Origin of the sequence: Okeania sp. SIO3B5 (genome assembly GCF_010692555.1) — a bacterium.
Lineage (GTDB): Bacteria > Cyanobacteriota > Cyanobacteriia > Cyanobacteriales > Microcoleaceae > Okeania.
Map to the genome: position 1 here is coordinate 1 of NZ_JAAHHG010000257.1, position 13,883 is coordinate 13,883.

General features: G+C 38.4%; 14 protein-coding genes. 11 read left to right on the plus strand and 3 right to left on the minus strand.

Going from position 1 to position 13,883, the window contains the following annotated elements; genetic code table 11:
• Nucleotides 1-866 (minus strand): Gfo/Idh/MocA family protein (locus F6K54_RS26805; protein WP_293084354.1); only part of this gene is annotated, 866 nt, incomplete at its 3' end.
• Nucleotides 867-1,175: 309 nt separating this feature from the next.
• Between F6K54_RS26805 and F6K54_RS26810 the strand changes: the two genes are divergently transcribed.
• From F6K54_RS26810 to F6K54_RS26825, 4 genes are all read left to right on the plus strand, one after another.
• Entirely contained in the window at nt 1,176-1,469 is a 294-nt protein-coding gene (locus F6K54_RS26810) for a ferredoxin (protein WP_293084357.1), read from the plus strand.
• Nucleotides 1,470-2,484: 1,015 nt separating this feature from the next.
• On the plus strand, nt 2,485-2,673 hold the full coding sequence (locus F6K54_RS26815) for a zinc ribbon domain-containing protein (RefSeq protein ID WP_366558246.1): 189 nt from the start codon (nt 2,485-2,487) through the stop codon (nt 2,671-2,673).
• A gap of 228 nt (nt 2,674-2,901) precedes the next feature.
• Complete coding sequence (locus tag F6K54_RS26820) at nt 2,902-3,195, plus strand: ferredoxin (RefSeq protein WP_293084360.1); 294 nt, start codon at nt 2,902-2,904, stop codon at nt 3,193-3,195.
• Between the two features lie 275 nt (nt 3,196-3,470).
• Nucleotides 3,471-3,779 carry a 2Fe-2S iron-sulfur cluster-binding protein gene (locus F6K54_RS26825; protein WP_293084363.1) on the plus strand — a complete coding sequence of 103 codons (309 nt, stop codon included), beginning with the start codon at nt 3,471-3,473 and terminating at the stop codon, nt 3,777-3,779.
• Between the two features lie 545 nt (nt 3,780-4,324).
• Here the strand turns inward: F6K54_RS26825 and F6K54_RS26830 are convergent.
• On the minus strand, nt 4,325-5,950 hold the full coding sequence (locus F6K54_RS26830; RefSeq protein ID WP_293084366.1) for a SpoIID/LytB domain-containing protein: 1,626 nt from the start codon (nt 5,948-5,950) through the stop codon (nt 4,325-4,327).
• A 682-nt stretch (nt 5,951-6,632) separates the two neighbouring features.
• Here F6K54_RS26830 and grpE point away from each other — a divergent pair.
• Nucleotides 6,633-7,274: a nucleotide exchange factor GrpE gene (gene grpE, locus F6K54_RS26835; protein WP_293084369.1), complete on the plus strand. Its 642-nt coding sequence runs from the start codon at nt 6,633-6,635 to the stop codon at nt 7,272-7,274.
• A gap of 131 nt (nt 7,275-7,405) precedes the next feature.
• Entirely contained in the window at nt 7,406-7,759 is a 354-nt protein-coding gene (locus tag F6K54_RS26840) for an STAS domain-containing protein (RefSeq protein WP_293084372.1), read from the plus strand.
• 357 nt (nt 7,760-8,116) lie between these two features.
• Here the strand turns inward: F6K54_RS26840 and F6K54_RS26845 are convergent, their stop codons facing one another.
• Nucleotides 8,117-8,824 carry a hypothetical protein gene (locus F6K54_RS26845; RefSeq protein ID WP_293084375.1) on the minus strand — a complete coding sequence of 236 codons (708 nt, stop codon included), beginning with the start codon at nt 8,822-8,824 and terminating at the stop codon, nt 8,117-8,119.
• A gap of 573 nt (nt 8,825-9,397) precedes the next feature.
• Between F6K54_RS26845 and F6K54_RS26850 the strand changes: the two genes are divergently transcribed.
• From F6K54_RS26850 to F6K54_RS26870, 5 genes are all read left to right on the plus strand, one after another.
• On the plus strand, nt 9,398-9,490 hold the full coding sequence (locus tag F6K54_RS26850) for a helix-turn-helix domain-containing protein (RefSeq protein WP_293081707.1): 93 nt from the start codon (nt 9,398-9,400) through the stop codon (nt 9,488-9,490).
• Entirely contained in the window at nt 9,478-9,759 is a 282-nt protein-coding gene (locus F6K54_RS26855; RefSeq protein WP_293084378.1) for a hypothetical protein, read from the plus strand. Before F6K54_RS26850 ends, F6K54_RS26855 begins: the two co-directional genes overlap by 13 nt.
• A gap of 163 nt (nt 9,760-9,922) precedes the next feature.
• A complete protein-coding gene (locus F6K54_RS26860) occupies nt 9,923-10,195 on the plus strand; it encodes a transposase (RefSeq protein ID WP_293084381.1) in 273 nt (90 codons plus the stop codon).
• Nucleotides 10,196-10,506: 311 nt separating this feature from the next.
• Nucleotides 10,507-10,734 (plus strand): hypothetical protein, encoded by a 228-nt coding sequence (locus F6K54_RS26865; protein ID WP_293084384.1) that lies wholly within the window; start codon nt 10,507-10,509, stop codon nt 10,732-10,734.
• 1,082 nt (nt 10,735-11,816) lie between these two features.
• Entirely contained in the window at nt 11,817-12,914 is a 1,098-nt protein-coding gene (locus tag F6K54_RS26870) for a PstS family phosphate ABC transporter substrate-binding protein (RefSeq protein WP_293084387.1), read from the plus strand.
• Nucleotides 12,915-13,883: the final 969 nt, after the last annotated feature.

The window sequence follows — 13,883 nt, forward strand, 5'->3', positions numbered from 1 at the left end:
GCAAATAAACCACGTCGCGCACCCACTTCTATCGTTTGTGTTTTTTCTCCCTGCAATAGTTGACCTTGTTTAGGAGTAAAAATTAATGTGCCTGCTTCGCCGTAAACAGTAAAAGTATTTTCTGAAAGCCAAAATGTGTCACCTTTGCCATAGACGCTTTCCCCAATAACACCATTGCTAAATCTTAACTGGGCACTACACAAACAAGCATTATAAAGGTCTGCTTCAGTGTACCAAAACTGGCTTTGGCAACTGACATTATCAACTTTACCAAATAGATCGGTAAACCGATGCAAACGAGAAAGTGCTCCCATAAAAGGAAAGCCAAATAATGAAGGCTGATAAGTCCATTTTACGGGTGCTGGCTGTTTAGAATTGATTGTAATGTAACGAGCGTAGAATACCTTACCAATAGCTGATAAAGATTGTTTGATAGCATTATGGAGACCGCCAAGTAGCTCAATATGTTCAACGTGCAATAACTTATTTTTCTTAGCTGCTAGAGAAATTAATGATTCCGCTTCAGTTGAGTCTAGGGAAAGAGGATATTCCACAATGATGTGTTTATCATTTTCGATGGCTGCACGAACAATTGCTCCATGGTCTCTATTAATAGTAGAAACGATAACTAGATCCAAATCTTCTCGTTTTACCAACTGTTGCCAAGAAGCTGTATTCTGAACTTGGAAGGTTTGACTAAATTCCTCGGTTTTTTCTGGGATATGGCCTGCGACTGCAACTAGGAGCGATCGCGTATCTACTTTCAATGCCTCAGCTCTAGCCTTAGCAGCATAACCCGTACCAACAATACCTACTCTGATCGGGATAGTGGAGCATAAAGAGGAAGAGAGATTTGTTTGGGTCATAGTTAAAATACAAAATCAAAAACTTGTATTTTAGATTGTATATGCCAATGGTCTTGCCATAATTCAATATTTTTTAACATCTGTCTTAGGGTTGTTGTCCAATCAGGTATAAGTAATCAGAATTAAATTAGAATTATTTATAATAAATTCTATAGTAATTTTTTGCCAAATTTGTTTTACAACATTGATTTTTTCCCTTAATATCAGAGATGGAAATAAAACAAGTACAAATAATTTGGCTAATCAAGCCTTGTGATTTGTATAAGTTTAAATTATATATAGACCAAACTAGCTAGAAAGGAAAAATAAATGGCCACCTACAAAGTTACTCTAGTTACACCAGATGGTGAAAAAGTAATTGATTGTCCTGATGATGAGATCATTCTTGATATTGCTGAAGAAAAGTACGACTTGGATTTACCCTATTCCTGTCGCGCCGGTGCTTGCTCCTCCTGTGCTGGTAAAATCGAATCAGGTACAGTAGATCAAGACGATCAGTCATTCTTAGACGATGACCAGATAGAACAAGGATATGTGCTAACCTGTGTGGCCAAACCAACATCTGATTGTACTATTAAAACTAATGTGGAAGAAGAGCTATAAGTAGTAGCCAAGAGCAAATTAATTAATTTTTTTTGATCAGGACTTACGCATGAGGTACGAAAAACTGGGATTTGAGATTGCTTTCCGTTTCGGGCTGCTCCACAAATCCTGTAGGTCGCAATGACGAAAATAAGTTGTACTGCGTAAGTCTTACGGGTAATAGTTGATGACCGTTTGACTATCAACTAATACCCTTTAATCATGGCTCTGGTTTGAAGTGCCGTCACGTTGCTATGAAAGGTTTTCCCGACTTTGTCCGGGATTGCCGGGCTTGATGTATCTGATTAATCAGCTAGCTGAAACTCTAAGTAATTTTGTGGTTTTGCTTGTTTGAGTAATTGACCTCTACTAATTCTAATGTGAAACCAAGAACATGATGATCGGCGATCGAGATGAATTTATAAGTACTGATCGCTTTCATCATAAAAAATCGGTAAGTGGGAAACCAGCCTGTTTTAACGGCTGGATGGAAACGATGCGACGGGTTTTAACCCGTAGTCAACCAGGTGTTATAATTAAGATATTAAGACACAATGACCTCTGAAGCATGGTGAAAGCCCGATAGCTAATGGACGCTTCAGTTAAAGGGTGGTTAACCGAAAAGGTGCCCGGTGCTTGCCAGCACTCTGTTTCCAGCCGTTAGTCAGCACGTTGTATCTCAGAGTGAGTGAATCAACCAACAACTTAATTAAAAAGTAGCCTCAATGGTCTTTTGACTGGAGAGAGTAGTGGCGATTGGCACCGCCAGCGTGAGCTGCTGCTGCATTCGTACTACGGTACGGTGCTGGCAATGTGGCCGTTTCGAGCAATGTGGAAATCGTGGTTTTAACCCGATTTACAGCTCCTCTGAAGAATCCACGCGACTTTAGTCCATGGAGTGTCAACCTAGTAGATATTTTGTTTGAACATTTCTAGGTCTGAGTTAATCTGGCAAATCCCACATTGTCAGGTAAAGTTTAGCTTGGTAATTTGACGAGTATTCTATCCTTGAAGTGAAAAAAATGCGTAGCATTCTATTAAGAGATTTTTTCCATCATCAAAAACTTGCTGCAGGTGCGGTCACGTCCAAGATCTACCATTAAATCTGAGAACTTATGAATGTCCTGAGTGTGGGTTGTCATGGGTTGTCAATAGATCGAGATTTAAACGCAAATATAAATTTGAAAAAGCGAGTGCTAATTGGCGAGGTCTCCTCAGAATGTAAGATTCACTAAACAGATGCGGTCGGCTTGACCGTTAATACCTGTGGATAAGTAACTGCCGACGGTCTAGCGTAGGGATGTTGCTAGCGTAGGGACGTTGCATGCAACGTCCCTACAGCAGGAAGTAAACAACCTCCTAGGTCGGAGCTACGCTATCATTGGTCACTATTTGTGACTTGTTGTATCAGTTTTATGAAGCAGACGAAACTATTTAATATAAGGAGCGCAAAATGGCAAGCTATAAAGTAAAGTTGAAAACTCCAGATGGAGAGCAAGAAATTGATTGTCCTGATGACAAGTATATTCTTGATGAAGCAGACGAGCAGGGTCTTGACTTACCTTACTCTTGTCGTGCTGGTGCTTGTTCTACCTGTGCTGGTAAAATAGTAGAAGGTACAGTAGATCAAAGCGATCAGTCATTTTTAGATGACGATCAAATGGCAGCAGGATATGTTTTAACTTGTGTGGCTTATCCCACATCTGATTGCACAATTGAAACCCACCAAGAAGAAGCACTTTACTAAAGTTAGCAGCTTCAAGTCATATCATGTCCAGTTGAATAATTAGACTTTGGCGGAAGGAAGGCAGGAGGCAGGAGGCAGGAGGCAGAAGGTTTTCTTCCATTGTCACCTTAATTTTATACACGCTCCGATGCTACCGGACATGATATGAAAGGGGGGGGAGGCAGAAGGTTTTCTTCCATTGTCACCTTAATTTTATACACGCTCCAATGCTACCGGACATGGTATCAATCAAAAATCAAAAAAATTGTCTAATTAATTATTGAGAGGAAAATTATATGGCTACTTACAAAGTTACTCTAGTAAATGAAGCAGAGGGAATCAACCAAACTATTGATTGTGATGATGATACCTATATCCTTGATGCTGCTGAAGAAGCAGGTCTTGACCTACCTTACTCCTGTCGTGCAGGTGCTTGTTCGAGCTGTGCAGGAAAGGTAGAAGGTAACGCAGATGATGTTATAGATCAAAGTGATGGTTCTTTCTTGGATGACGATCAGATCGCAGCAGGATGGGTACTAACTTGTGTTGCTTATCCTAAACAAAACTGCACTGTTACGACTCACCAAGAAGAGAATCTCGGATAATTTAGTTAACTTTAGGCATTGCTGAGGGGCGGGATGAATATAAGTGGTAAGTGGGGTAGACATCCTGCCTGCCCCACCCTGCTTGTCCCGAAAATATCAGGAACGGGCAAGATGCCCATTCCACAAAGCTATTAAAATCATCCCGCATTTATCAAGATGTTGGCATTTATACCCGCGCTCTCCCGTAGGGAGCGGAGGGATGGGAATGCCAATCAATAAGAGCGGTCTTGCAGATAATCTGTTAACATACAAATATTACTTAACCAAAAACCAAGGTGCGCGATTACTGTAACTGTTTAATCAAGTCGCCGAGGGGCACGCCTCCTCCGGAGGAGCTGCGCTAACGGAGAAGTTAAACGGACACGGAGGAAGTATTAGACAGGCTTTGCCTGCATTTTCCAATGAGGTGTCAACCCGCCCTGAATCTTTCAGTGTAGGGGCGATTCGCGAATCGCCCCTACAGTCTGTTTGATTGATGGATGGGAATCCCGCGTTGTCTCGTAGAGCAACGTCGGGAGGATGTCAAATTATCTCGATCGCCACTATTATTTTTGTCCAAAAGTGACGGACTCGCTGAGAGGTTGGATCTCTGTTCCAGGAAAGTAAAAACTGAGAATTTGATCGCTACTCCAACCCAACTCAGCTAATTTAATAGAGCCTTTCTGAGAAAAGCCGACCCCATGTCCAAATCCCCCTCCAACGAAACTATAGCCCCATAAAGTTTTATCAGGTTTGTATATAGGGTCTAAATAAAAGAGCGTACTCCAAGGCACCCAAAAGGCATTTTGTACTTCGTCCTTATTTAGCTCTATAATCCCTTTATCAGTTTCCACAGTCATTTTCAGGACACGACCAGCTAGCGATCGCTCTGTCACCTCCACATTTTTTACAGCTTTAATTTGAGCAAAAGGACTTTTTTTCTCTCGAAAATAACTCTTCAAATAGCCAACTATACCAGGCAAACTAACTACCTCCCGCCAACGAAACTCTATCCAACCTTCTTCATTAAATCCTTTTTTAAGACTCATAAACTTACGGAAATTTTGTTCATCAGCTAAACTATTTGTAGATAAATCCCAGATATTATTAGCTGAATCAACTACAGGTCGTAAATATGGACGTTCAGTGCCATTCCATAGATCGTTAAAATCTGCTGTCACACCACCACTAACAGCAAAATAAACAGCATCTATCAACTCATCTTCATAAGTCAGGACTTTTCCTCTAGTTGCTGCTACTGCTTCATCTGTTTCTGGGTATACATCTAATCCTTTGTAGACTTGACAGTGAGTATTGGCACACAACTCATAATTATCTGCTACAAACCTATGTAAATTCCGTAGTGCATAAGTTCTAGCTAAAATTGCCTGAGCTTCTAGGGATGCTTTTGGTGGCCAAGCTCCTAATTCGTGGGGTACTACTCCCCGAATATAAGTTTCTATTGGGACATTATTTACTAATGTGTAGCTTCCATAAGCATTCGGTTGTAGTTTAAGGGAGCCACCATAACGTCGTTCTTCTGGTATTGCTGTGTCTTGGTTAAATTGATTATTGACAAGAATTATATCTTTTCCTGCCGTAATATCTAACTCATGGCGATGATAAGTATAGCCATTCATTTCCCAGTAAGCTGTGGGTCTTTGTTTGAGAACTTCCAAATCGAGATATACATCTGTATTACTATGAGCTTGTAGACTTTCTAGTAACCAACGTCGCAATAAAGGAGTTTTATAAACTTCTCTTTTTGCCCAAACTTTCCATCTTCCGGGTTGGGTTACTTCTACTTTTATTCCCTTATCTTTCCATAATTGAGCATCTTCTTCCGCATTTTCATAACTGCGGTGACTGCTGAGAACTAACCGCTCTTTTAATAATGCTTTTTCTTGCGGTCTCATCTTAATTTTCAACTCAACTTTTTCAGTAGTAAGAGTTTCTTCTCCTGCTGGAGTTTTAAAGCTTAAAGTTAATTTATCTCCAGGAGTAGCTCTAAGAGTAATTTTATCTGTGGGTTTAGTACCAAATCGTTGTATAACTCCTATTTTGAGTAATTTATTCGATTCTTCTAAAGCTTCTACTGGTATTTTATATAATCCTAGCAGTAAGGTTGTTATCAATATTGTACTCGGGATTAATTTGTGAGTGAAATATTTTTGATATATCTTAGTCTGCAATTTTATTTACCTCCATAGTGTTAATTTTCTAGTTATTTTAGCTCAAAATAGCTAGATTGAAAAAGCTGACGATTTGTATACCGAAGTTTCTCGAACTATTGATAAATTTTGTAGTTCCTAGAAGCACATTTACCATCAAATTAAATTTGCTTGATCAATTAATTAACTAATAAATAAATAAACATAATTAGGTTTTACTGATTAAATATCGCGCGCATTGACTGATATTAGCTTTAGGCTTTTTCTGCCTGGAAAAAGTATGAGCTTTTCAGCAAGCTATTGTTAAAAAAGTGAGCATTTTCGGGTAGCAAAAGCCGAAAAATCACTCTGACTATTCTTGTGGCCGCTGACTCTGTGATTCCCATTTATTCTACGTATTAACTACTCCCTACTCCCTACTCCCTACAAAGAGCAAAAATATTTTATTCAGCAAGCCCTAATTAGGTTTTGCTGATTAAATCTAAAAGCACTGACATATCAAAGTAAGTGCATTTTTGGAGCGGAAAATTGCATAGAAATTATCAATTATTTCCCCCTACTCCCTACTCCTGATCAAAAAATTACTGATAACTGATAACTGATAACTGATAACTGAAATAACTCCCTCTCTTGATAATGAGTAATTGTGATATATTCTAGAGCAGAGATAAAATTATACTATTTTGTTTTAATATCCGGTGAAATGAATCAATCTTTTCCAATAAACTATACTCTCCAATTACAAAACCTCATGGAGAAAGCAAGTATTTCTAGCATTAAAGAATTAAGTAAAAAAGCAGGGGTTTCGGAATTACAGCTTATTCGGTTGCGACGTGGCTTAGGGTCACAAATGCGAGTAGATATTTTACTCAAAATTAGTCAAGCATTAGGAATTACCTTAACAGAATTATTAGATAATTTTGCCCCCGAACTTGTCAAAAAATCAGTACCAACTTCTACATCAATATTAGAACAAGAATATCGCAATCTTCAGGCAAACTTAGAGCAACAAAAACAATTTTTAACAAAAGAGTTTCAGCAGTCTAGCTTGCAAATTTTAGAATCTTGGTTACAACAATGGCCTACGGTTGTATACAAAGTCAAAGAAAATCCTCGTTTAGCAGCAACAAAGATATTACCTTTGTTACGTCCAGTAGAGCAATTGATCCAAAAATGGAATGTAGAATCTATCGCTCCTGTGGGAGCAGAAGTTCCTTTTGACCCTCAGTTACATCAACTAATGAAAGGGTCTGCCCAAGAAGGAGAACTGGTAAAAGTTCGTTATACTGGCTATCGGCAGGGGGATAAACTACTATTCCGTGCCAAAGTTAGTCCTATCAATTAAATCAAATAACAGAAAGGCTTGTTATGGTAATTGGTTTTGACTTAACTTATCAATAGACTTGGACTTAATCCCATTAATGGGGTATACTAGCCTAGGTTTGTAAATAGTTAGAGTCATAGCTTCTAGAAAATATGAGTACTGTGGTTAAGTATATTCAACCTAATGGCATTTTAGACGGCACTAAGGCTACTGCATTTCGCCAAGAAATTAGTGAGCAAGTTGAAGCTGGAGCAGATATTATTTTGATAGATTTTAAAGATGTAACTTTTATGGATAGCTCTGGCTTAGGTGCTTTGGTTTTAGCGCTCAAAACTGTTAGAGCTGCTGGAAGTCAATTGGTTGTATGTTCTATTAATGAACAAGTCAGAATTCTGTTTGAATTAACAAGTATGGATCGAGTTTTTGAAATATTTCCTAACCGAGAGGATTTTGATAAAGCTTCTGTTGAAACTAATACAAATCTTCAAGCTCAAAGCAAAAACTAAGATTTTTAATTTCTGAGTTAGTATCTCAGATTTTAAATTCCAGTATTTTAAGTGGTAGATTAAATCTTCTTCCATTAGTTCCCGATTGATGTAAAACTTATTTCAAATATTTTCTATTCCCAAGAGGGTACATCTAATAAAAATGATGAGGAATAAATTTTTAATTTCAGATAAAATCTAAAATTTTTTACCTGGAGCTTAATGTCATATTAAATATAGATTAAAGTTAAAATCAATCGATCTTAATCAAAGCAGATTTAGAAAATATTGTAGGGACGTTCCATGGAACGTCTCTACTAAATTAAAAACGCTGTAAAGCTTTCTTCCTTCTTCCTTATTCCCTCTTCCTTTATCTGATTAAGCTTCTTTGATAAACCGAATTATTTCCTGCACATGATTAAGAAATTGCCCATCTGTTGAAAGTTGAGATATTGCCTTTTCAAAATCCCTAGCTAACTGATGATGTTCTGTTTGGTTTGTATTTCTTAAATCTTCTATTGTCACTGCTAAACGACTTAATTCTTTTCTTGTTATTTCGGAGTGTTGTTGTTGTTTCGATCTAAAAGATTCTGGATTTTCAATACTTAGCTGTGCTGCTAGATTTTCCAAAGTTTTTTCGAGATTTTCCAAGCGATTTCTGAGTTCAATAATATCTGCACGAGGATGCAATAATTCTCGGCGAATCATCGATAACCGTATCACTAAATATTGATATAAACGTATAGCAGGACGTAAAACAGTTAACAATAAAGCTGCGCCAGAACTCACATAACCAACTACACTAATACCAGTAATAGCTAAAGCATAAAGCCCAATGGTAGAAAGAAAATGTAAAGCCAAAGCTATCCACAAAGAAAAACGCGCTAACTTAGCAACATAATCAACTTGTTGAGCATCAACTATTATACCTTTTTGCTTTGACTCAGCAGCTTCAGCTAATACTTCTTTAGCTTCAAAATGTATATTCCAGGGAACTGTAACAATTAACAATAACCACCAAAAACAAGCACCCGCAATTACCCAATCTAAAAAACTACCAACCGCAATATGTAGCCATTTTGACATCCTCCCCGGCCTAAAGGCACAGGGATTCCTACTGAGCCATAGCTCCTCGGCGGGTTGACACTTCACAGGGTGCTGCTTCCTTGGCGGTAGTCTAATGCTTCCCTCCACGTCCGCGCACGAGTTTCCGAGTGCCCCCCGGCAACTAATAACACTATAGCATATATTCAATTCACTTACAAATAAAATAAAAAGTCGCCCTACAAGGGCGAGGCTTTAAACCCAATTTTTCGGTAAAATACCAAATGTCAAAAGTAATATTAAAGCTAGTCCAATAGTAAAACTAGCAAAATTTTCAGAAGTTTTCATTTTTCTACTTCCTCTAATTATGGATATCTTTAAATGATGATTTAGGTTCCCAGAGAAAAATATTTGAAATATGACAGTTATTCAAATGGTTAAGGTATAAATATTATTTCTGATTAGAGTATAAATTTTTAGAGTTAGATTAAGTAGATTTAAACAAATTTACCAGAAAATTGGGTTTAAAGCCTCGCCCATAAGCGGGCGACTTTATTAGTAGTTGATTTTATTTCAATAAATATGTTATCATATTGTTAGTTTAATAGTCAAATTATGAAAGCTAGATTTAAGTATCGTATCTATCCAACACCGGGACAAAAATACCGAGAGCGCAAAGCTATTTGGTTGTGTCCGTGTGGCGAGTGAACGATAGTTTAGCTTGTTGCCAACAAAAGTATAGATCGGGAGAAAAGAAACCCAATAATTCTCAACTACAAAAACAGTTTATCACTCAATCGAAAAAGACTGAAAACAGAGAATGGTTATCAGAAGTTTCTGCTATACCATTGCAGCAATCTTTAAATGATTTAAACCAAGCTTATCAAAACTTTTTTAAATCAACTAAAGGTAACAGAAAAGGTAAACCGATAAAACCTCCTAAATTCATGCATCAGGAAATCAAAGCAAACTGCTAGATTTACAAAGGGAGGGTTTAAAATTGGTCAACACAAAGTTTATTTAGCCAAGATTGGAAAACTGAAAATACTTTGGTCAAGAGAGTTACCTGCTGCTCCATCATCAGTAACAGTAATCAAAGATTGTAGGGGCGATTCGCGAATCGCCCCTACTAGATATTTCTTGAGTTTTGTAGTAGAAATACAACCAGAAGTCTTACCTAAAACTGATAATTCAGTAGGTATAGATTTAGGTATCAAAACCTTTGCTACATTTAGCGACGGTACAAAAGTTGATGCTCCTAAGCCACTCAAAAAACGAATTAAGAAGTTAAGAAAGTTAAGTAAGACATTATCTCATAAAACTAAAGGATCTAAAAGGTATGAAAAAGCACGGGTTAGAATTGCTAAGTTCCATGCCAAATTAAAAGATACGCTTAACAGATTTTCTACATAAATTATCTACTAAAATAGTTCGTGAAAACCAAACAGTTGTTTTAGAAGTATAACAACGTTTCTGGTATGGTGAAAAACCGTAACCCACCCCCATCCCCTCCAGGGAGGGGAGCAAGAGGGGTGGGTATCTGATTTAGGATGGAGAAAATTCAGAACATTCTTAGAAGGAAAAGCAGAAAAATATGGTCGTGATTTTAGAGTAATTAGTCGCCCTTGAGCCAACATCCCAAATTTGCTCAAATTGTGGCTTTAAAGGTGGCAAGCTAGACCTGAAGGTGCGAGAATGGGAGTGTCTAAACTGTGGTGCAAAACATGTTCTTAGACGAGAATGCAGCGATAAATATATTAGTCGTGGGCGGGCAGTCCGAGACGAAAAAGCGCACCGAACCCGCGCCGCCGAAAGGCGCAAGGGAACGCGGAGCAAGAAACGGACGTGGAGGCAAGTGTAACCCACCCCCATCCCCTCCCGGGAGGGGAGCAAGAGGGGTGGGTGCAGCAGCCTGTGAGACGTCAACCCACCGAGGAGTTACGGCTCGGTAGGAATCCCCGTGCCTAACAGCCGGGGAGGATGTCAAACAAGATAGTTTTGTCAGCTTTAGTAATTATTGCTCTGCTGATTAAAGATCGCGCGCATTTACTGATATTGGTTTTAGCATTTTTTGGTCTAAAAAAGTGCGCCTGTTTTCGGTGGAAAGAGCTGCAAAAAGCTAGTATTTTGGGACGATTATGGCAGACAAATCAAGAAACCATTATGAACGACTACCTTCTCTATAACTCCCCTAAACTCCTTACTCTTAACTACTCCCTACTCCCTTTTTCCCCTCCTGGGAGGCAGGGCTGTTTCAAAGTATTGTAGATTAACGATGAGCGGGAGAACGGGAGTAATGGGCATAGTTAAACAGTAAAATTTGTCAAAATTTGCCGATTTTTCAGCAAAGTACGCGTCGTTAAGTTCTGAGAAAAGATTTAGTTCAACGTCGCTTAAAAGCCTCTATCCCCGTGTCTCCGTGTCTCCGCGTCCCCGCGTCTATTGAGAATGAAACAGCCCTGCCTCCTGGGAGGGGGAGGGGCGAGGGGTGGGTATCCTACCTCAATAAAAAGACTAGTGAAGCGCAAACCCTAATTAGGGCTTGCTGAATAAAATTATAATCAATACCTGTAAAAGCTTCCAGGGTTAAATATTACTGAGGGGGTGCAAGGTTTTTGGCTGTTGTAGCCTCAAAATGCTAATACTTTTCCCCTGAAATGCCGAAAATTTGGCCGTAGCATATAGTCTAAACTGTTCCCTGTTCCCAGTTAAGTGCTCCCTATCATCACCATCAGACTTTTTCAGCAAACCCTAATTAGATAATAATAATTTTCCCGCAAAAATAAACTAAAAATATTAGCTGAATAGAGAGTGTATCTCAATATTGAATATCGATAATATCATGTCCGGTAGCATCGGAGCGTGTATAAAATCAAGGTGACACTCTTGAGAAAACCTTCTGCCTCCCCCTCCTGGGAGGGGTTAGGGGTGGGTTGCCTCCTGCCTTCGATCCACCAAAGTCTAATTATTCAACCGGACATGATATAAGTGGTAAAATGATCGAGGTGATCGGTAAAATCTTACTCTAAAATTTATGAATTTAGTAATACAATTGAAAAACAAATATCTCCATTTTTTTGCAGTAGCTCTACTTCTGATTGTAAGTGCTTGTGGCAATAATGAAACAGTAACTTCCACTAGCGAAACATCTCCACAAGCAAAGGAAGAAGATACTGAAAAAAGAGAATATGTTCTAGTTGACGGTTCAAGTACAGTTTTTCCGCTCTCGGATACAATGGCTCAAAAATTTATGAATGATAATCCGGAAACTCAGGTAATTGTAGGAATATCTAGTTCTGGAGCTGGACTAAAAAAGTTTTGTATTGGGGACACAGATATATCAAATGCTTCCCGTCCCATTAAAAAGTCTGAGATTGACCTTTGTCAGGCAAACGGGATAGAATTTATTGAAATTCCCATTGCTTTCGATGGTATTTCTATCATCGCCAACCGCGACAATGATTGGGCAGACTGTCTGACTATGGAAGAGTTAACAAAAATTTGGCAACCTAATGATGATGATCAGGATAAAATAACAAATTGGAAGCAAATTCGGGATGAATTTCCCGAAGAACCTCTGAGTCTCTATGTTCCCGATCCCGAGTCTGGTACTTATGATTATTTCACTGATGCTGTCAATGGGGAGGAAGGTAGAAGCCGAAAAGACTATAAGGCTAGTGAAGATGATGATATCATTCTTCAGGGAGTTGGATCTGAATGGGGTAGTTTGAGTTTTCTCGGGTTTACCTACTATGAAAAAAATAAGGAAGCCGTGAAGGTGATTTCTGTTGACAATGGTAGCAGTCAATGTGTGGAACCAAGTAGTGAAACCATAGCTAACGGTACTTATAGCCCCCTATCTCGTCCATTATTTTTATATGTGAGCAAGAATTCCCTAGAAAACGTACCTTCTGTTAAAGCTTTTGTTGATTACAAAATCAATATTGCTAACAAACCAGTAATATCCGAAGAGGGTTATGTACCTTTACCTCAAATATTGCAAGATAAGGTACGAAAGCGTGTTGAGGAACTCACTACTGGTTCTGTTTTTGATGGAGAATCTGCTGTTGGTGTTAAGCTGATTGATAAACTTTTCTCTGAAAAAGAAAGGAAGAAAATCAGTGGTAGCTGATTATAGAACCCATTTGGGATCTATTTAAAAATAGAGGAGGAGATGGGGAGATTGGGAGATTGGGAGATGGGGAGATTGGGAGATTGGGAAATAGGGGGATGGGGGGATGGATGGGAGCATCAGCTTTGTCGTCTACCTTTGTGAAACCCCCTATAAGTAGTCGGAAAAATTGTCCCTTGATTTTCCTGCCATAATCATCCCAAAATACTAGCTTTTTGCAGCTCTTTAGACCGAAAACAGGCGCACTTTTTTCGACAAACAAAGGCTGAAATCAATATCAGTCAATGCTTTGATATTTAATATCAAATCCGCTTAATTGGACATAAAAAAATTATCCAATTGTCATAACTACGCTCATCTTGTCTTATCTTTCTTCTCCTGAATTCTGTTTGCGAAGCATTCCGTAGGAAATTGCAGAATTGCTGAATTCTAAAGACTTAACCATTCTATGGCTGTTTAACCGGATTTGATATAATCAGCAAACCCTAAATAGGTATTACCGATAGATTTATAGGTGAAAAGGTATGTAGAGACGCTCCATGAAATGTCTCTACAAGGATTTGATAGCATTAATACCATTTCTCCATGAAGTTGCGCTTAATAAAAGATAAGAGCTATTATTCATTAATTGATAATGGATAATTGATAATTAGGGTTTGCGTATGGAAAGTCTTTTTGCTCTTTGTAGGAGACAGGAGACAACCCACCCCTACTAAAAGACTTTTGAGCGCAAACCCTAAATAAATACCAAAATAGTAATTAGCAGTAAAATTTTCATCATACTTGGCCAATAAAGCGCCTTAAAAATAAAGTTATCTTTATACTTAAAAATCTGAAGATCGGGCTTCAAACTCCAGAGAATAAAGTTCAAAGTCACCAAGAAAATGATGCCAAAATTATTTCTGGAGTTTTGCCGTAAAACTGACGAAAGTTACACAAGATAATTGAAATTAATTTCATTGCACTGCT